Origin of the sequence: Trinickia sp. Y13 (assembly GCF_029522115.1) — a bacterium.
In the GTDB taxonomy this organism is placed as follows: domain Bacteria; phylum Pseudomonadota; class Gammaproteobacteria; order Burkholderiales; family Burkholderiaceae; genus Trinickia.
The window spans coordinates 56,545-74,383 of record NZ_JAKWFK010000002.1 but is presented as its reverse complement, the minus strand read 5'-3'; the positions used below and the strand labels follow the sequence as shown (position 1 = coordinate 74,383).

Below are 17,839 nucleotides of genomic sequence, written 5' to 3'. Positions count from 1 at the left end.
TATTCGACACCCATCCTTGATTGCGCTCGCGGTCGCGTGCATCGCAGCGGGCTGCTCGTTCGAGCCGAAGTACGAGCGCCCGGCAGCGCCGGTGGCGGGGACGTTCCCGGCCTCGGGCGTCTATGCGACGCAGCCGGTCACGACCGCGGGCGACACGGCCGGCGGACGGGCGGCGGCCGACATCGGCTGGCGCGAGTTTTTTTCCGATCCGCGGTTGCAGCGTTTGATCGACGTCGCGCTCGTCAACAATCGCGATTTGCGTGTTGCCGTGCTCAACATCGATGCCGCGCGTGCGCAATACCGCATCACGCGCGCGCAACTGTTCCCGGCCATCAGCGCGCAAGCGAGCAAGTCGGTGCAGCGCACGCCGCTCGATCTCTCGCCAAGCGGGCGGACGATTTCGCAGGAGTTCGACGTCGGGCTCAACGCGTCGTGGGAGATCGACTTCTGGGGCCGCATTCGCAGCTTGAAAGACCAGGCGCTCGAGCAGTATCTGTCGACGGCGCAGGCGCGCAAGGCGGCCGAGATTTCGCTGGTCGCGCAGGTGGCGAATCAGTATCTGCAAATGCTCGCCGTCGACGATCTGCTCAAGATCACCGACGACACGTTGAAGACGGCCGAGGCTTCGTACGCGCTCACGAAGCTGCAGTTCGACAACGGCACGGGTTCGGAGCTCGATCTGCGGCAAGCGGAGACGATCGTCGAGCAGGCGCGCGCCAATCGCGAGGCGCAAGCGCGGGCGCGCGCCCAGGCCGAGAATGCGCTGGTCCTGCTCATCGGTCAGCCGTTGCCGGGCGACCTGCCGCAGGGCCGCGGGTTGGACGATCAGAAGCTGTTGACCGACATCCCCGCCGGCTTGCCTTCCGATTTGCTGACGCGCCGGCCGGACATCATGCAAGCCGAGGCGACGCTGCGTGCGGCCAACGCGAATATTGGCGCTGCGCGGGCGGCGTTTTTCCCGCAGATTTCGCTGACGAGCTCGCTCGGCACGGCAAGTCCCACGCTAGGCGGCTTGTTCAAGCCGGGCTCGGCCGCGTGGGCGTTTGCGCCGCAGATCAAGCTGCCGATCTTCGAGGGCGGGCAAAACCTCGCCAACCTCGATTTGGCCAATGTGCAGAAGCGGATTGAAATCGCGCAGTACGAGAAGGCGATTCAATCGGCGTTCCGCGAGGTGGCTGACGACCTCGCTGCGCGCAGCACCTACGACGGGCAGATCGGCGCGCTCGAACGCACGACGTTTGCGCAATCGCGCACGTTGGAGTTATCGCAACTGCGATACAAGAACGGCGTGGACAGCTACTTGCAGGTGCTGACGGCGCAGACGAACCTTTACGCGGCGCAGCAGTCGCTCGTCAATGCGCGAGCGGCGCGGCTCGAGAACCTCGTGAATCTCTACGTGGCGCTCGGCGGCGGCTGGATCGCCAATACCGGCGAAGCGCCGCGGCCGGCCGATGCGCCAGTCGATTACGGTGCTGCTTCGGCGCCGGTGGGGGCATCGGCGGCGGCCAGATCGGCGGGGTGACGTAAAGCGCTATAACGCCAAGCGCGGCGCCACGTAGGCGCCGTACTGCGGTCCAATGCCCCAAGACTGCACGGGTATCCGGTAGCCGCTCACGAAATGCCCTTCGATGTACTTGTCGCTGCCGCCATAGCTTCCGTCGACGTGGAAGGCGGCAAATGCGACGATCGGCACGTAGCTGTGCGTATCGATCTGCGCGGCGACCGGGATGACGATCGTCATGCCAACCGGCACGTCGTCGTAGATCGTCGTCTTCACCCCGGGCTCGATCCAAATGCTGTCGCCGATCGAAAGCGGCGAAGGGTTGCCCGATGCGATGAGCCCGCGCACGGTGGGCACATCGTCCGCATTGACGAGAAACGCCGTCCATTGTCCGGCTTCGCAACTTGCGCCATAGAGGTGCCCGTTGCCGATCTGAAACTCGTACGGTTGCCCCGTCGACGGATCGATCGTCGGTTCGTTCGTTTGCGCGTCCCAGTACTGGTTCAACACGCACTGATCGACCACCATCGGAAACAGTCCTCCAGCGCCGATGGTCGAGGGAGCGGCAGCCACCGCAACGGCCGTGGCGCTCGTCGGCGTACTCAGCAGATCCAAAAAACCGCCAAGCAGCAACGAGACGGCGCCGCCGTTCGCGCTCGCGCTACGCGTGATCGTCACTTGCACCGCGGGCGCGTCGTAGGTGCCGGGCGTGATCGTCTGGGCCTCTAGCGTCGAAGGCGCGCCAGTCAGATTCCAGAACCCCGTTTGCACGCTCGCGGCCGAAAGCTTCGTGCCATCCGATGCGTTCAGCGAAACCGCAGCGCTCGTCGCGTTGGCCGCATCGGACCAGTCGGGGCCGTTGCCACCCGAGAGCAGTTTCGACGCGCCTGCAAGCGCCGCGGCATCGGCGGCGTTCTGCAACTCGTTGCGTACGGTCGCCACGCGCGGCAAATCGACGGCGAACGCGCCGAACGTCAAAAGAATCGAGACCGTCAGCAAGAACCAAAGCGGGACCGAGCCTCGCTGCCCGCGCAGCGAGGTATGCATCGATGCACGGTGCGTGGTTCGTCTACTCATAGTTCATGACCGTCGTCGCCGTGACTGTGACGGGTCCCGTCAACGAACTGAACGCCGAGCCCAGCACGAGCCCCTCATAGGTATAAGTGACCGTGACCGCGAGCGGGCTGCCCGGCGACGTACCTGCGGACTGATCGACATTGACGGTAGGCGTCGTCGCCGTGCCGCCCGTCACCAAACTGCTTTGCGCATAAGAGAGCGCGACGTTTGCGACGTCGGTCGCGGCCATCTGCGGGACTCGCACCACCACGCCGGCGCGCGCGGCTTCACGGCTCGCATTCGTGATGACGGCTTTGTCGCATAGAAGCAGGCTCGTATCGACGATGCCGAACAACACCGTCATCAAAAACGGGAAGACGAGCACGAATTCGAGCGCGACGACGCCGCGCTCGTCCGATACGAAGCGCGCGGGCCGTTTCATTCGATGGCTCCAACGATTGCCGGATGTGCCGGCGGCACCGCTTCGACGCGTGCGGCGCCGGGTGCGGCGATGTCGCCAGTCGAAGCGGCCGAATCTGCTCCATCGGACCAGCGTTCGCGCAGCTCGCGGTAGAACGATAGGTTGTCCTCTGCCGATGCAGCGGGCATGTCCGCCGTGAGAATGCTTTTTGCCGCTTCGGCGTTGCCAAGCAAACCGTAGGCGAGAGCCAAGTTCTCGCGTGCTTGCGCGGGCGCGTCGGGCAGCCCCGCAATGTCGAGCAGCACGTTCGCGCCTTCGCGCGCGCGCCGCTCCAAGATCAAGGAGAGTCCGAGATTGGCCTTCAAGCCCTGAGCTTCGGGGTGGTGCGTCAACGCTGCGCGGTAGACGGCCTGCGCCTCGGTGTGGTGGCCTTGCAAATCGAGCGCGGCGCCGAGCCCCTCGGCGACGACGGCGTTTTCGGGGTGCGCAGCGGCAAGCCGTCGATAGCGCGCGATGGCTTCATCGAGTCGGCGCTCGCGCAACGCTACACGCGCGAGCCCGAGCTCGGCGCGCGGATTGCCGGGCTCGGCGGCCGCCGCCTGCCGGTACAGCACGCCCGCGCGCGCGAGGTCGCCGGTGCCGTAGATCGCGTCGGCAAGGCCGAGTTGCGCGGGCAGCGAGCGCGGATCGGCTTGGAGCGCGCGCTCGAACAGCGAAATGGCGAGCTGCGTGTCGCCGCTCTCGAGCGCGCTTTCGGCGATGCGAAGGTCGGTGCTCTTATCGGCGCCGCGCTCGGCGACGACGGCACGCGTCTGAACCTGCGGCGCGCTCGCGCAGCCGGTCAACAGACCGGCTGCGAGCGAGGACATCGCCAACGCAGCAACGACGAGGCGCCGCGGCGTCGTCAGGATCGAATGCATGAAACCTCCCGCGGTCGTTTCGACCGTCAACTTCAATGATGATGAAACACCGCAATGAGCCGGATGACGGCCGGCCCCGCCGCAATCAGCGCAACGGTCGGCATGATGAACAGCATCATCGGCAGCGTCATCTTCGGCGCTAGCTTCGCGGCCTTTTCCTCGAGCGCGATGATCTGCATCGCGCGCTCGGTGCGCGAGAGCATGCGCAGCGACTGCGTAATGGGCGTGCCGTACTGCTGCGACTGCACGAGCGTCGTCACGAGGGCGCGCATCGAAGTCAGGCCGATGCGCGCGGCCATCGCATTGAGCGCCGCCGCGCTGTCGCCGCCGATCTGCAGCTCGTCGGCCGTCACCGCGAATTCGTCGGCGAGCGCGGGGCAGATCGTGCGCAACTCGGCGGCCACGCGCTTGATGGCGACGACGAGGCTATTGCCCGCGTTGGTGCAGATCACGAGCAAATCGAGCGCATCGGGCAGCGTGAGCGAGATCGCGCGCTGCCGGCGCTTGATCGCGAACCCGAGCGCGATCTCGGGCAGCATCATGCCGACGACGAAAGCGGCCGCCATCGTCAATGCACGCATCACGAAATAGCCGCCGATGCGCGGAATGTGACCGGCGAGCATGATCGCGCCGAACGCGAGGCATACGCCGCAGACGATCTTGAGCCCCGCAAGGATCGAAACGGCGCGTTTTTCGCGAAAGCCCGCGCTCGCAAGGCGCATCGCTAGCTTGCCTCGCTCGGCTGCATCGATGATCGGCATGCGCTCGCCGATGCGCGCGACTTTGTGTGCGAGCCGTTGCGGCACGTTGCTTTCCCGCGGCTGCGCGCTCGCTTGCGCGATGCCGTGGCGCACGCGTTGCACGATGCGCGAACGGGTGCTCCTGCCGCGCAGGAGCAGCCACAGTGTCGCGCACGCTAGCAGGGCGACGAGCGCAAGGTTCATCCAAATGTCGGTCGCGTTCATCGGGAGGTATCCAGATTGGCGATCTTGCGAATCAACGACATGCCGATCACGAGCAGCACGGCCGCGAGCGTGAGCATCTTGTGGCCGGCGCGCGTATTGAACAGCAGCGCCACATAAGGGCGGTTGACGAGGTAAAGAAAGCCCATGATGAAAAACGGCACGCCGGAGATGATTTTGCTGGCGATGCGTCCTTCTGCGGTGAGGGCCTTGGTTTTCGCGCGAATGTCTCGGCGCGTGCGCACGATGCCGGCGAGGTTCTCGAGCGTTTCCGCCAGGTTGCCCCCCGTTTCGCGCTGCAAGACGAGGCACACGGCGAAGAAGGAAAAGTCGGCGAGCTGCAGTCGCGCGGCCGCTTGTTCGAGCACGTCTTTCACTTCCGCGCCGACGAGCAAAGCGTCGCCCATGGTGCGAAACGTCGAGCGCACGGGTTCATCGCTCTCGACCCCGGCCGTGCAGATGGCTTGGACCGCCGGAATACCCGCACGCACCGCGCGAATGATCAAATCGAGCGTGTCGGGAAACGCCGCGAGAAAACGCTGCTTGAACCGAGCGATGATGAAAAGATAGACGCCGCGCACGGCGATGAGGGCGTCGACGAGCGCGCCGAGCGCGCGCGCCCACAGCGGCAGCCCCGCGAGGGATGCGGCCACGAACGAGGCGAGACCGGTCAGCACGGCCGCGGCGACGATGGTGCGAATGCCCGCACGGCCCGCGATCGTCTCGATGCGTTGCTGCTTGGCGCGCAACCATGTCTGCCAGGCCGGTTCGTCGCCGGTGGGGCGGCCCAGGCTCACGAGCTGATGCGAGGGCGTTGCGTTCGGCGTTTGGCGGCTCTGCGCCTGCGGGTCGCGCAGCGCGGTGACGCGCATGGCGATGCGCTGTGCAGGCTGGCGTCGCACCATCTCGCGCAGCGAGCGAGCGATGAGCCCCGCGACGACGATCGCGAAGAACGCGGCAGCGGCGACGACGTCGGCGGGCGTCACGATTGCATCGCTCCGATCAGTTGCTCTTCGAGGCCGTAGTAGGCGGCGCGCTGAGCGAACGCGGGCCGCAGCGACGACGATTCGAACGCGCCGCGTACCTGCTCTTCGTAAGCGCTCGCATTGAAGCGAAAGGCGAACAGATCCTGGGTGATGACGACGTCGCCCTCCATGCCGGAGATTTCCGTCACGCGCGTGACGCGGCGCATGCCGTCGCGCATGCGCTCGATTTGCAGAATCATGTGCACGGCGCTTGCGATTTGACGGCGGATCGATATTAGCGGCAGGTTGCCGTTGGCCATCATCACCATGCTCTCGAGCCGGGTGATCGCATCGCGCGGCGTGTTCGCGTGGATCGTCGTCATAGAGCCGTCGTGGCCCGTGTTCATGGCTTGCAGCACGTCGAACGCCTCGGTGCCGCGCGTCTCGCCGAGGATGATGCGATCGGGCCGCATCCGCAGCGCGTTGCGCACGAGATCGCGCTGCGAAATGCCGCCGAGGCCTTCGCTGTTTTCGGGGCGCGTCTCGAGGCTCACGACGTGCGGCTGCTGCAGTTGCAGCTCGGCCGCGTCTTCGATCGTCACGATGCGCTCGTGCGGATCGATGAAGTTCGACAGCGCGTTGAGCAGCGTCGTCTTGCCCGAGCCCGTGCCGCCGGAGATGACGATGTTCAAGCGGCAAGCGCTGGCGATGCGCAGCACCTCCACCATCGCCGGGGAAATATTGCCCTGCTGCGCCATGCGGGCGAGCGTGATGTTGCGCTTGGCGAACTTGCGAATCGAAATCGATGCGCCGCGCAAGGCGATCGGCGGCAGCACCACGTTGACGCGGCTGCCATCGGCCAGGCGCGCGTCGACGAGCGGGCTGCTTTCGTCCACGCGACGGCCGACGGCCGCGGCGATGCGCTGCGCCACGTTGACGACGTGCGCATTGTCGCGGAACTTCAGCGGTGTCAGCTCGAGGCGCCCGCCCCGTTCGACATAGACCTGATCGGGGCCATTGACGAGGATGTCGGTGACCTTCTCGTCGGCGAGTAACGGCTCGATCGGTCCGACGCCGAACATGTCGTTGAGCATTTCGTCGACGATGAGCGCCTGCTCGGCCAGCGAGATCGTCAAGCGCTCGCGTGCGATCGTTTCGGCGGCGATCTGCTCGATGCCTTCGCGCACCTGCGCGCGCGACATCATGAGCGCAGCCGACATGTTCATCGACGAGAACACCGCCGAGCGGATCGTCTTGAACATGTCCGAGCGAATCAGCGCGTCGTGGCGATCGATCGGCATCGGCGCCGTGGCGGCCCCGTTGGTGCGCGGTTCAAGGTCGTGTGAGAGCGCGGGCGCGGCGGGCGGCGCGCTGGGCGCGGCGGCCGCACCCGCGGCTGCGCGGGGCGCATGACTTGCCGCGGCCGCGCGCTCGTTGGTCCGGGTGCGCGCGTCGACGTGCTCGGCATCGAGCGCGGCGCTCGATTGGGGCGCGAAAGAGGGCGGGTTGCTGCGGCGGCCGAACATCATGCGGCGCTCCGTTTCGGCAGCAGGCGCGCATACCAGGGCCTGCGGGCGGCAACGACAGGGGCGTCCGAGCCCGTGATGGCATCGGCGAGCGCGACGACCGCGCGCGCAAACGCGGAATGCTTGCCGTCCGCGATCGCCTCGCCGAGATTTTCCGCGACGGCGAGCGTTTGCGGCTCGTACGGGAACTCGAGCACCGACGCGCGCCCGAGCGCATGCACGAAGTCGGCCTGCGCGACGCGCCCGCGCACGGGCTGTTGCGCATTGTTCAGGAGCACCGACACGGCGGCATCGGCCGGGCGTCCCTCGGCGAATCGGCACAAGCGCGCCGTCTCGCGCGCGGCATGCACCGAACGATCCGCGACGACGTGGATCGTTTCGCAGGCGTCGAGCGTTTCTTCGACGAAGCCGCCCGCGCGTTGCGGCAGGTCGAGCACGACGTAATGAAAGTGGCGCTTGAGCGCCGCGACGAGTTCGCCGACCGTGCCGGGACGCAACGCGAGCGGCTGCTCGTAGGGCAGCGCGGCGCTGAGCACGGAGAGGCGATCGCTCTGTGCGACGGCGGTTTGATGAATGAGTTGCTGATCGAGCCGCTGCGTGTTTTGCAGCAGCTCGGCAAGGCCATTGTTCGACACGATGCCGAGCATCGATGCGGCCGCACCGCCGTGCAAGTCGAGATCGACGTACGCGATGCGCCGGCGGGTCTTGTCGGCGAGGTGCCGCGCCAGCGCGGTGGCAATCGTGGTGACGCCCACGCCGCCGCGCGCACCGATGAAGCCGATCGCCTTGCCCGCGCGCACGGAGGCGGACGGGTCGCTCGCCGTGAGCGCGCGCTGCACGAGTTCGACCGTCAGCGGCTTGACGAGATAGTCCTCGACGCCCATGCGCAAGAGCGAGCGAAACAAGCCGACGTCGTTGCGATCGCCGACGACGACCACGTTGACCGAAGGATCGACGACTTCCGCGAGCCGCATCAGGTCCGACACGGGCATCGACGAGTCCGAGACATCGACGAGCAAATGCCGCGGCGAATGCCCTATCCCGCGCATGAGCTCGATGGCATCGCCGATCTGCCCGCGCATGACGAAAGCGTGCGCGATGCCTTGATCGAGCATGAGGTTCTTGACGACTTCTTCGCTGCTCGCATCCCCGACTACCGCGACGATGCGATCGGTCGCTTGTGGAGCGGCGCGACGATTGGCGGAGCGCAGTTCGAAAGCACCCATGGTATGTCCGTCCTTAATGCGCGACCGACGTCGTGGTGGAGGTCGAGCGCAGGGGCTGCGCTCGTCCTTCCTCATAGGCGCGCACGGCGCTGGCGGCGAGCGCGGCATCTGCGCCCGCATAAGGCAAGGGGGCCACGAGATCGGCCGGGCGCACGAGCATGGCCGCGAGGTTCGAATAGGTCGCGCAGCCGAAGGCCACGCCCGGCCGGGCACGACCCGCATCGAGCATATGCGACGGCTGATTCAGTTGATCGCATGACGGCGCAACCGCCTGCCCGCCGTTTTCGGAGGAAAAGCCGATCACCGAATCGTTCGGCATGCCGAGGGGCGGGTGCTCCGACATGCAGCCCGTCAAGCCCGAGCCCGCGGCGAGCACCATGATCGAGGAAACGATGAGGGTTGAGAATCGATGACGCATCGCTTGGCTCCTATCCTATTGTCCGGTTCAGTACACGAAGCCGGCCGCGCCGACGAGGCGTGGCCCTTTTCCCGCGAGCGGATCGAGGCCGATCGCGCGCTGCAGTGCGTATTCGACGTCGCTGCTCGGACGCGTGACGCTGTCGAGCGCGTCATGCGTCTGTCCCGGGCCCACCGGTTGAACGATGTAAGGCGTAACAATCACGACCACTTCGGACTTGTTGTTCAAGTAGTCCTTCGAAGAGAACAGCTTGCCGAGGACTGGCAGACGTCCGATACCGGGCAGTTGCGAGAGCACGTCGCTGGTCTTGCTTTGCAGCAGGCCGCCGATCGCGAAGCTTTGGCCGCTCGCGAGCTCGACGGTCGTCTCCACACGGCGCACCGTCAGCGCGGGGACTTTGATCGAGCCGGTCGTGACGCTATTGGTCGGATCGATCTCGCTCACCTCGGGCCGCACCTTGAGGCTGATGCGGTTGTTCGCGAGCACGGTCGGCGTGAAATCGAGCGAGACGCCGTAAGGTTTGAACTCGATCGTGATTGCGCCCGTCGTGTCTTGAGCGACGGGAATCGGAAACTCGCCGCCCGCAAGAAAGCTCGCCGTCTGGCCGGACATCGCCGTCAGATTCGGCTCGGCGAGCATCGTGATCAATCCTTCCTGATCGAGTGCGTCGAGCACGCCGTCGATGGATGTGTGCGAAGTGTGAAATCCACCCAGCACGGAGAAAGCGCCGGTGGGCGACAAATTGAAGAGCCTTGCCGTCGAATCGACGATGGCGCGCCCGCCGAAGAGCCCGCCGACGAAGTTGCCGCTCGAACCGAACGCGCTCCAATTGATGCCCAATTGCTGCGTGATGTTGCGATCGACTTCCGTGATGCGTACGCGCAGATGGACTTGGATCGGTTGCGCGAGCGCCAACCGATTGACGAGCGTTTCGTGCTCGTGCAGATACGGTTTCAACGTTTGCGCGACGGCGTCCGCATCGGCTGCGCTGGGCACGTGCCCGCTCACCATCAACGATCCTGGCGCGCTCGCGACCGTCAATCGCCATTGGGGGAAGCGCGCATCGAGCAGCCGCTGAATCGACGCTATGTCCGTCGCCACGTTGATCGTCTTGCGCAGGATGGGGCGATTGTTCGCGCCGAGCGCGAACAGCGTCGTCGTGCCGGCCTTCTTGCCGAGCACGAACACCGTTTTTGGGGTGGGCACGTGGACGTCGGCCACATCGGGGTCGGCGACGAAGACGGCCACGGCCGCCTCGGGCAACTGCACCATTTCGCCGCCGCCCGCGGGCACCGAGAGCACCGAGTCGCTATCGGCCGCGTGGGCGGGCGCCGCCGTCAAGTAAAAGCAAGCGACGGCATAGAGCAGGCCCGCGAAGATGGCGAGCAAGCGCGAGCGGGGGTACGGATGAGCGCGTCGCGGCATAGGTCGCTGAAGACGCAAAAAAGATCGGTTCGTGCGAAGCATCATTTGGCGACCCTAGGCAGCAGGATGAGGTGTCGTCGCCGTTCCCGGCTGCGCACCGGTCGCGGCGGCGGGGCCGGCAGGCGGTGTGCCCGAGGGCAACGGCGGCACGCCCGGTGCGATCGTGGCTGCATTCGGCAGCCCCGGCGAATTTGTGCCGAAAGCCTCGGTTTGCTTGGAGCCGCGGTAGACGAGGACCGTGCGCGCGCTTGCCGCCGGACGCGGGGCAGCCGCGTGCGCCGGTGCTTGCGGCGCGGGCGTCATCGCGCGCAAGCCGCGCGATACGTCGCGCGCCCACATGGGCGGGGTCTGCGGCTCGATCACGTCTTCGGGCTGGGATGCGTGCCGGTCGCGCGTGGCGAAGCTGCGCAACGCGAGCGAGAGCGAACCCAGATGCGCGCCCACCGTGACGACTTCGGCGCTGCGCGGGGTCACTTCGAACGTGACGGTGCGCGCGCGGGCGTTTGCAGTGCTGGGCTTGGTGTCGTCGTCCTTGGGACGCTTGAACGCGGTGCCGACCGCCAGCACGCGCACGCGTTCGGCAATGGTTTCCGTCTCGACCGTTCGATCCGAAAGCGAGGGCGCCCCCGGCGCAGTGGCAATTTGCTGCGTAAGCAAGACGTCCACGTAATCGCCCGGCTCGATCAGCCCGGCGTTGCCGGAGACATCGTCGATCGCCACCGAAATGGCGCGCATGCCCGGCTGAAGCGCGGCGGCGAGAAAGCCCGGCGAGCTCGGCGAGATCACGTCCGAGGCGCCAAGCGGCGCGCCTGCTTTGACTGCGTGACGCAGCAGGTCGCCCTTGAGGTCGACTGCGTCGGCTTGACCATCGACGAGCGCGCCCGTCGGCGCGTCGCTGCGCGGCACGCTTTTCCACATGAGATCGCTATCGCGCAGCAACAAGCCGTCCGGCAGATCGGCCGCGGCGGCGCGAATGCGCACCATCGCGGGCGGCTTCGCGGGGCCAGGGCGCGAGGCGGCGACGTAGAGCGCCCGCAAGACGAATGCGCCGATGGCCGCGACCACGATCAAGCCGGCGAGTTTGAGAAAATTTTGCATGGCGACGGCGATCCGTTATGTGAGCCGTGCGTGAATCAAAAGCGACCAGGCTGCGTGCCCCAATACGGGCGCATGGCCGATCGCGGGGGGCAGCCAAATTGCGGCGATGCCGCCCGCCGCGAGGGCGACGCCGTAGGGCACGCCGCGCGCCGGCGCGAGCCATCCGCGGTCGGGGTCGATCGCGGCCGCGCTCGGTACTCGCCGCAGCGCGAGTTGAGCGAGCGCGAGCAGCAAACCGAGAAACGAGACGATGAAGAATACGGTGCTCGCGTGCGCGGGACCGGACCACAAGAACACCGCGGCGAAGAGCTTGGCATCCCCGCCGCCGAGCCATCCGAAACGAAACAGCAGGGCAGAGAGGACGAGTGCGAGCGCGCCGGTGGCCAGATGGTGCTCGAATCCGGTCGAATTTTCCGCCCCGAGCCACGCGTGAGCGAGGTAAAGCGCGGCGAAAGCAGCCACGCTCGCGTTGGGCAGGCGCCGCCGACGCAGGTCGGAGAGCGCCAGCGTCAACAGCAGGGCGCTGGCTAGTGCGTTGATCAAGAACATACGTTTGCCTGTCGATCGACGTGCGCCATAGCCCGCAAAGAGGAGCCGTTCGGCGCACTGGCCGAACGGACTCATTGCATCAATGACCGTTGGTCTGAACGCTAGTCACGTGGGTGATCATGTTGTTGAACAGGGCCGGTAGGCCGTCGGTGCCGCCGAAGATCGCGCCAGCCGCGGCAACAGCCACCACGACGATGCCGGCCAAGACCGAATACTCGAGTGCGCTGACGCCGCGCTCGTCGCGCGAAAGGAACCGTACGAAACGCAACATATTTAGGACTCCTTATTAAGAGACGAAGAGGGCCGCTGGACCACTTTCGCAACAGGGGGAGGGAGGCATCTGCTCCCAAATTTGTTTACGGCAATCGTTTGCGCGGCTTTAGTCGTACTACTCGATCCCGGGGCTTTTCGTCACCGAAACCATTTCGTATGAATAAAATTTTCGCGGATGCTGGTTCCCCTGAAAGCGAGAAACGGCGCGGGTTTTCAGGAATATGGGGGCAATGCCACGGCTATTTATCATACTAAAGAGCATCGGTGTAAACGATAGCTAAGTTCTCCTAACTATCTTGTCGATGAGGGGCGGCGCTGTATGCTGCGGCACCCCAGTGTGCGACGCGCGGTCGCGTCGGCCCGAGCCGAACGCTGCGGCCCGAGCGACGCCTCGCCCGCAAAAAAAATGAAGAGCGCGCTCGAGCCTAAATGACTCGATGCGCGCCCTTGGCGAGGGAGGGATGCGGGCGAAATCAGTGCATGGATTCAGCGCATATCGACGGCTCCCTGCTCGAGGGAGGCATGGCGCGAGTCGTTCGCTTCGGCCTCGGTCGATTCGGGCGTGCGCGAGACGCCGTTGAAGATCGCGTTTAGCAGAACGGCAGACGCGGAGGCGAGCAGAATCCCGCTGTGCAGCAGCGGCGAGAGCGCGTGCGGCAATTGGATGAAGAATTTCGGCGAGACCACCGGCACGAGGCCCAGGCCCACGCTTACCGCGACGATGAACAGATTGTGCGGCTGTGTCTCGAAGTCCACCCGCGAGAGCGATTTGATCCCGTTCGCCGCGACCATGCCGAACATGACGATCCCGGCGCCGCCGAGCACGAACGGCGGGACGGAGGCGACCACTTGCGCCATCTTCGGAAAGAGTCCCAGCGTGACGAGAATCAAGCCGCCCGTTGCGCAAACGAAGCGGCTTCTGACCCCGGTCACGCCGATCAGCCCGACGTTTTGCGAAAACGACGTATGCGGGAACGAATTGAAGATGCCGCCGATTAGCGTGCCCAGTCCGTCCACGCGCAGGCCGCGCACGAGGGTCGCGCGATCGACGGGACGTCCAACCATGTCGCCGACGGCGAGGAACATGCCCGTCGATTCAATGAACGTCACGAACATGACGGTGACCATCGTCGCTATGGCTAGCGGATCGAAGTGCGGCAGGCCGAAGTGAAATGGCGCGACGATGCCGACCCAGGGTGCAAGACGCACGCCGTCGAACGAGACGTGCCCCGTGACGGCCGCGGCGATAAAGCCGGCGACGATGCCGATGAGCACCGAGATGTTCGCAAGAAACCCGCGGCAAAACTTGGTGATCACGAGGATCAGCGCGAGCACGAACAGCGACAGGCCAAGGTACGCGGGATTGCCGTAGTCGGGGTTGCCGACGCCTCCGGCCGCCCAGTTGATGCCGACCTCCATGAGCGACAAGCCGATGACCGAAATCACCGTGCCGACGACGACGGGCGGGAAAAAGCGCAGCAGCCGGCCGATGGCCGGTGCGAGCACGATGCCGATTGCGCCGGCGGCGATGGTGGAGCCGAATATGTCGAGCAAGCCCAGTTGCGGGTTCGTGCCGATTGCCACCATCGGGCCGACCGCCGCGAACGTGCAGCCCATGATCACGGGCAGCCGGATCCCGAATACCCACAACCCGAGTGTTTGAATCAGCGTCGCAATGCCGCAGGAGAATAGGTCGGCGCTGATCAGGAAGGCGATCTGATCTTTGGGCAGTGACAGCGCGCTGCCGACGATGAGCGGGACGGCCACTGCGCCGGCGTACATGACAAGGACGTGCTGAATGCCGAGCGTAAGCAGTCGCCCAAGCGGCAACTGCTCGTCGCACGGATGAACCGTGTTCGAACCCATGTGTCTCGCTCCATTGCTGTCTTGATATCGGGGGTGGCTCCACGGTAGGCGCTCGGCGAATCGGGCACAAGACGGCGTGGGCTATTCCGCCCTTTTGGGTGCCGATATGGTCCCGCGAGGCATGCGCCTATGCACGTCGAGTAGGCAAGCGTTGCACAAGGGGCGCCCTCACGAGCACCCCGATCAAGGCTAGGCAGACAAGTTCCGCATTGAGCAACCGGATGTCGACGTGTTCGCGCGGGCGCGCCTGAGGGGCGGTCGACACTAACGCTGCGGCGTCATGAGGGTTACGACCATGGCGACTATTTCATCGAGATGTTCATCGAGGATCGGATCGCACATCACGCACGCGCGTTGATCTATCGTAAAAAAATTTCGGACGCTCGTGCTACGCTCGAACATTCGGGCGCAGACAGCCCCCCTCTTCCGAGGGCGAAGGCCGACATCGCACGCGCCCGAGCTAGCGAGTCAGCATGCCTATTCATTACCTTCGCGCATTGACGGACCCCGAGCGCACGGACGAAGCCAACCGCCGCCTGGGGCGCTCGCTCGCGTTCGTGGCCGGCGCGGCCAACGCAGGCGGCTTCTTGGCTGTGGGGCAATATACGTCGCACATGTCGGGGATCGTCTCCACCACGGCAGACGCTTTGGCCCTCGGCGAGCTGGGGCTCGCGGGAGCGGGCTTCGCGTCCCTTGTCTCGTTCATCACGGGCGCGGCGGTATCGGCGATGCTGATCAATTGGGGGCGCCGCCAAGAGCTGCGCAGCCTCTACGCGATGCCGCTCATGCTCGAAGCGTCATTGCTGCTCATATTCGGCTTCCTCGGAGCGAATCTTGAAGCGCATCGCGTGCTGTTCGTGCCGGCAACGGTCGCGCTGCTGTGCTTCGTGATGGGCTTGCAGAACGCGATGATCACCAAGATTTCGAAGGCGGAAATCCGCACCACGCACGTAACGGGGCTCGTGACCGACATCGGCATCGAGCTGGGCAAGCTCTTCTATTGGAACGGCCCGTTCTCGCATCCGACGCTCTATGGCGCGCCCGTGTTGGCTGACCGCCGCCGGCTAGCGCTGCTGGCATCGTTGCTGGCTTCGTTCTTTTGCGGCGGATTGGCCGGTGCCATCGGCTTCAAGCACATGGGCTTCATCTCGACGGTGCCGCTTGCGACGGTGCTCGTGGCGCTTGCCGCCGTGCCCTTGGTGGACGATGTGCTTGGTCAACGCTTGTGACGCGCACGCTCACACTTGCTTGATGGGCCCCGCGTATTGAGCGACGAGCGGATCCGTCGTGACGAGCACGATGCCTTCGGCGATCGACTGCGCGACGAGCATGCGGTCGAAGGGGTCCTTATGGTGCCCCGCTAAGCCCTTGAGCGCGAGCACGTGCTGATTCGTAATCGGCAATTCCAAATAGCCGTTATCGACGAGCGCGCGGCGAAACAGGCGCGGATCGACGCGGAAGTCGCGCCTGCCCAAATCGCTTTTGATCGTGATCTCCCAAAGGCTGGCGGCGCTGAACACGAGCGCATTGTCTTCATCTTCCAGCAGGGCGCGTGCAGCCGGCGAAAGCTGTTCCGGTTGCGCCGCCGCCCACAACAGCACATGCGTATCAAGCAATAGTCTCATGTGCCTGCGCCTCCGAAGAGGTGCTCGATCTCCCCGGCTTGCATGCGATCGAAATCGTCCGGAACGAGCAATTCGCCCGCGAGGAACCCGAGACGCCGCTGTTCCTCCGGAGCGAGGGCGTCGAGCGCCACGACCTTGACGATAGGTCTGCCCGCCTTGGCGATGATGAAAGGGCTGCCCAGCGCGGCTTGATCGACGAGCCGCGACAGGTGGGTCTTCGCTTCATGGATGTTCACGATTTTCATGGTGTGGTTGCAATGGACTAAGTTTCGTTAGTTTAGTCCATTTTCGCAATAGGCCGAAAGGCCAACCCGCTCTTGCGCACCGCATCATCGAAAGTCCCACCCCCGCCTTGACACGCCAGAGCGTGTATCCGATCATTCGATCACCGGTTGAGCAATTGCTCTTCGAATGAGCGAACGCTCTGCGGGATCGGCAGTCCGGAAACAATCGCAAGCAGGGGGGGCGAGCTTCCCGCCCCAGCTGTGTACGAACCGCGCTCTCCACGAGAGCGCACATGCCTTTCCACCACAACGTACAAGAGTTAAAGGAGACAAGCGATGCAACGTAATTTCGGCTATGCCTTGGCGTCGACACGGCGTGCGATCGCCGCGGGCGCTCTCATGTCGATGGCCATGGCCGCTTTACCGGCGGCGGCGGCCACCATCACGATCGCCGTGGTGAACAACCCCGACATGATCGAGATGAAGAAGCTCTCGTCCGATTTCGAAAAGAGCAATCCGAACATCAAGTTGAACTGGGTGGTGCTCGAGGAGAACGTGCTGCGTCAGCGCGCAACGACCGACATCACCACAGGCAGCGGCCAATTCGACGTCATGATGATCGGCGCATACGAGGCGCCGCAGTGGGGCAAGCGCGGCTGGCTCACGCCGATGAGCAATCTCTCGGCCGATTACGACGTGAACGACGTCATGAAACCCGTGCGCGATAGCCTGTCGTACAACGGCACGCTTTATGCGTTGCCGTTCTATGCGGAAAGTTCGATGACGTTCTATCGTAAGGATCTGTTCGCGGCGAAAGGGCTGACGATGCCGCCCAAGCCGACCTACGACCAGATCACGCAGTTTGCCGACAAGCTGACGGACAAGGCGGCGGGCATCTACGGCATTTGCCTGCGCGGCAAGGCCGGGTGGGGCGAGAACATGGCCTATCTGACCACGCGCGTGAACACGTACGGCGGCCGCTGGTTCGACGAAAAGTGGCAGGCGCAGTTGACCTCGCCCGAGTGGAAAAAGGCCGTGAGTTCCTATGTCGAACTGATGAAGAAAGACGGCCCTCCGGGGGCGAGCTCCAACGGCTTCAACGAAAACCTCACGCTGATGTCCTCGGGCAAGTGCGCGATGTGGATCGACGCCACGGTGGCTGCCGGCATGCTCTACAACAAGAGCCAGTCGCAAGTCGCCGACAAGATCGGCTTTGCGGCGGCGCCGACCGAAGTCACGCCGAACGGCTCGCACTGGCTGTGGGCCTGGGCGCTGGCCGTTCCGAAGACGTCGAAGAAACAAGACGACGCCAAGAAGTTCATCGAATGGGCGACGGGCAAGCCCTACATCGAACTCGTCGCCAAGGACGAAGGCTGGGCGTCGGTGCCGCCCGGAACGCGCGAATCGACTTACAACCGTCCCGAGTACAAGCAGGCGGCGCCATTCTCCGAATTCGTCGAAAACGCGATCAAGACGGCAGACCCGAATCACCCGACGGCCAAGCCCGTTCCCTACACGGGCGTGCAGTTCGTCGGCATCCCCGAATTCCAATCGTTCGGAACCGTCGTCGGGCAGAGCATCTCGGGTGCATTGGCCGGTCAAATGAGCGTCGATCAAGCGCTCCAGGCCGGTAACGCCGCCGCCAACCGTGCGGTGCGTCAAGCCGGCTACCAGAAGTAAGAAGGTAAGCCGGCGGGCGGTGCGCGGCGCGCGCGCATCGCTCTCGTGCGGGCAGCCGGCCATGTCGCGCGGCCGCCCGCTTTCGATGTCATCGGGCGCGGTGA

18 protein-coding genes and 1 pseudogene are annotated in these 17,839 nt (G+C 65.1%); 4 read left to right on the top strand and 15 right to left on the bottom strand.

Going from position 1 to position 17,839, the window contains the following annotated elements:
* Position 1: 1 nt before the first annotated feature.
* Positions 2-1,522 (top strand): efflux transporter outer membrane subunit, encoded by a 1,521-nt coding sequence (locus MMB74_RS03445; protein WP_277427710.1) that lies wholly within the window; start codon positions 2-4, stop codon positions 1,520-1,522.
* Between the two features lie 9 nt (positions 1,523-1,531).
* On the opposite strand, the gene MMB74_RS03440 is transcribed toward MMB74_RS03445, so the two are convergent.
* The 13 genes from MMB74_RS03440 to MMB74_RS03380 all read right to left on the bottom strand — a co-directional run bounded on the left by MMB74_RS03440 (position 1,532) and on the right by MMB74_RS03380 (position 14,206).
* A complete protein-coding gene (locus MMB74_RS03440) occupies positions 1,532-2,578 on the bottom strand; it encodes a TadG family pilus assembly protein (RefSeq protein ID WP_277427207.1) in 1,047 nt (348 codons plus the stop codon).
* Positions 2,571-2,999 carry a TadE/TadG family type IV pilus assembly protein gene (locus tag MMB74_RS03435; protein WP_277427206.1) on the bottom strand — a complete coding sequence of 143 codons (429 nt, stop codon included), beginning with the start codon at positions 2,997-2,999 and terminating at the stop codon, positions 2,571-2,573. Before MMB74_RS03435 ends, MMB74_RS03440 begins: the two co-directional genes overlap by 8 nt.
* Positions 2,996-3,853: a tetratricopeptide repeat protein gene (locus tag MMB74_RS03430; protein ID WP_277427709.1), complete on the bottom strand. Its 858-nt coding sequence runs from the start codon at positions 3,851-3,853 to the stop codon at positions 2,996-2,998. The genes MMB74_RS03435 and MMB74_RS03430 overlap by 4 nt, the downstream gene beginning before the upstream one ends.
* A gap of 77 nt (positions 3,854-3,930) precedes the next feature.
* Positions 3,931-4,863 (bottom strand): type II secretion system F family protein, encoded by a 933-nt coding sequence (locus tag MMB74_RS03425; protein WP_277427205.1) that lies wholly within the window; start codon positions 4,861-4,863, stop codon positions 3,931-3,933.
* Positions 4,860-5,846, bottom strand: a complete 987-nt coding sequence (locus MMB74_RS03420; RefSeq protein WP_277427204.1) for a type II secretion system F family protein — start codon at positions 5,844-5,846, stop codon at positions 4,860-4,862. The genes MMB74_RS03425 and MMB74_RS03420 overlap by 4 nt, the downstream gene beginning before the upstream one ends.
* A complete protein-coding gene (locus tag MMB74_RS03415; RefSeq protein ID WP_277427708.1) occupies positions 5,843-7,351 on the bottom strand; it encodes a CpaF family protein in 1,509 nt (502 codons plus the stop codon). The genes MMB74_RS03420 and MMB74_RS03415 overlap by 4 nt, the downstream gene beginning before the upstream one ends.
* Positions 7,351-8,577: an AAA family ATPase gene (locus MMB74_RS03410; RefSeq protein WP_277427203.1), complete on the bottom strand. Its 1,227-nt coding sequence runs from the start codon at positions 8,575-8,577 to the stop codon at positions 7,351-7,353. The genes MMB74_RS03415 and MMB74_RS03410 overlap by 1 nt, the downstream gene beginning before the upstream one ends.
* 13 nt (positions 8,578-8,590) lie before the next feature.
* Positions 8,591-8,995 (bottom strand): CpaD family pilus assembly lipoprotein, encoded by a 405-nt coding sequence (locus MMB74_RS03405; protein ID WP_277427202.1) that lies wholly within the window; start codon positions 8,993-8,995, stop codon positions 8,591-8,593.
* A 27-nt stretch (positions 8,996-9,022) separates the two neighbouring features.
* On the bottom strand, positions 9,023-10,336 hold the full coding sequence (locus MMB74_RS03400; protein WP_277427707.1) for a type II and III secretion system protein family protein: 1,314 nt from the start codon (positions 10,334-10,336) through the stop codon (positions 9,023-9,025).
* 138 nt (positions 10,337-10,474) lie between these two features.
* Positions 10,475-11,518 (bottom strand): Flp pilus assembly protein CpaB, encoded by a 1,044-nt coding sequence (gene cpaB / locus MMB74_RS03395; protein WP_277427201.1) that lies wholly within the window; start codon positions 11,516-11,518, stop codon positions 10,475-10,477.
* A 15-nt stretch (positions 11,519-11,533) separates the two neighbouring features.
* Positions 11,534-12,067: a prepilin peptidase gene (locus tag MMB74_RS03390; RefSeq protein WP_277427200.1), complete on the bottom strand. Its 534-nt coding sequence runs from the start codon at positions 12,065-12,067 to the stop codon at positions 11,534-11,536.
* 79 nt (positions 12,068-12,146) lie between these two features.
* The gene (locus tag MMB74_RS03385; protein ID WP_277427199.1) at positions 12,147-12,338 is read right to left on the bottom strand and encodes a Flp family type IVb pilin; all 192 of its coding nucleotides are present in this window, start codon (positions 12,336-12,338) and stop codon (positions 12,147-12,149) included.
* A gap of 488 nt (positions 12,339-12,826) precedes the next feature.
* Positions 12,827-14,206 (bottom strand): nucleobase:cation symporter-2 family protein, encoded by a 1,380-nt coding sequence (locus tag MMB74_RS03380; protein WP_277427198.1) that lies wholly within the window; start codon positions 14,204-14,206, stop codon positions 12,827-12,829.
* A gap of 181 nt (positions 14,207-14,387) precedes the next feature.
* Here MMB74_RS03380 and MMB74_RS03375 point away from each other — a divergent pair.
* Positions 14,388-14,566, top strand: a pseudogene (locus tag MMB74_RS03375) (S-formylglutathione hydrolase); the annotation flags it as partial.
* A 113-nt stretch (positions 14,567-14,679) separates the two neighbouring features.
* The gene (locus MMB74_RS03370) at positions 14,680-15,435 is read left to right on the top strand and encodes a YoaK family protein (RefSeq protein ID WP_277427197.1); all 756 of its coding nucleotides are present in this window, start codon (positions 14,680-14,682) and stop codon (positions 15,433-15,435) included.
* Positions 15,436-15,444: 9 nt separating this feature from the next.
* Here MMB74_RS03370 and MMB74_RS03365 read toward each other — a convergent pair whose 3' ends face one another.
* Both MMB74_RS03365 and MMB74_RS03360 read right to left on the bottom strand, forming a co-directional pair.
* Positions 15,445-15,831: a type II toxin-antitoxin system VapC family toxin gene (locus MMB74_RS03365; RefSeq protein WP_277427196.1), complete on the bottom strand. Its 387-nt coding sequence runs from the start codon at positions 15,829-15,831 to the stop codon at positions 15,445-15,447.
* On the bottom strand, positions 15,828-16,076 hold the full coding sequence (locus MMB74_RS03360) for a type II toxin-antitoxin system prevent-host-death family antitoxin (protein WP_277427195.1): 249 nt from the start codon (positions 16,074-16,076) through the stop codon (positions 15,828-15,830). Before MMB74_RS03360 ends, MMB74_RS03365 begins: the two co-directional genes overlap by 4 nt.
* Before the next feature lie 378 nt (positions 16,077-16,454).
* On the opposite strand from MMB74_RS03360, the gene MMB74_RS03355 reads away from it, so the two are divergent.
* Positions 16,455-17,735, top strand: a complete 1,281-nt coding sequence (locus MMB74_RS03355; RefSeq protein ID WP_277427706.1) for a sugar ABC transporter substrate-binding protein — start codon at positions 16,455-16,457, stop codon at positions 17,733-17,735.
* Positions 17,736-17,839 lie beyond the last annotated feature (104 nt).

Bases quoted from the DNA above. Each gene is read 5' to 3' on its own strand.
- MMB74_RS03440 (WP_277427207.1), bottom strand. From the start codon at position 2,578: ATGAGTAGACGAACCACGCACCGTGCATCGATGCATACCTCGCTGCGC.
- MMB74_RS03435 (WP_277427206.1), bottom strand. From the start codon at position 2,999: ATGAAACGGCCCGCGCGCTTCGTATCGGACGAGCGCGGCGTCGTCGCG.
- MMB74_RS03425 (WP_277427205.1), bottom strand. From the start codon at position 4,863: ATGAACGCGACCGACATTTGGATGAACCTTGCGCTCGTCGCCCTGCTA.
- MMB74_RS03415 (WP_277427708.1), bottom strand. From the start codon at position 7,351: ATGTTCGGCCGCCGCAGCAACCCGCCCTCTTTCGCGCCCCAATCGAGC.
- MMB74_RS03410 (WP_277427203.1), bottom strand. From the start codon at position 8,577: ATGGGTGCTTTCGAACTGCGCTCCGCCAATCGTCGCGCCGCTCCACAA.
- MMB74_RS03405 (WP_277427202.1), bottom strand. From the start codon at position 8,995: ATGCGTCATCGATTCTCAACCCTCATCGTTTCCTCGATCATGGTGCTC.
- cpaB (WP_277427201.1), bottom strand. From the start codon at position 11,518: ATGCAAAATTTTCTCAAACTCGCCGGCTTGATCGTGGTCGCGGCCATC.
- MMB74_RS03390 (WP_277427200.1), bottom strand. From the start codon at position 12,067: ATGTTCTTGATCAACGCACTAGCCAGCGCCCTGCTGTTGACGCTGGCG.
- MMB74_RS03385 (WP_277427199.1), bottom strand. From the start codon at position 12,338: ATGTTGCGTTTCGTACGGTTCCTTTCGCGCGACGAGCGCGGCGTCAGC.
- MMB74_RS03380 (WP_277427198.1), bottom strand. From the start codon at position 14,206: ATGGGTTCGAACACGGTTCATCCGTGCGACGAGCAGTTGCCGCTTGGG.
- MMB74_RS03370 (WP_277427197.1), top strand. From the start codon at position 14,680: ATGCCTATTCATTACCTTCGCGCATTGACGGACCCCGAGCGCACGGAC.
- MMB74_RS03365 (WP_277427196.1), bottom strand. From the start codon at position 15,831: ATGAGACTATTGCTTGATACGCATGTGCTGTTGTGGGCGGCGGCGCAA.
- MMB74_RS03360 (WP_277427195.1), bottom strand. From the start codon at position 16,076: ATGAAAATCGTGAACATCCATGAAGCGAAGACCCACCTGTCGCGGCTC.
- MMB74_RS03355 (WP_277427706.1), top strand. From the start codon at position 16,455: ATGTCGATGGCCATGGCCGCTTTACCGGCGGCGGCGGCCACCATCACG.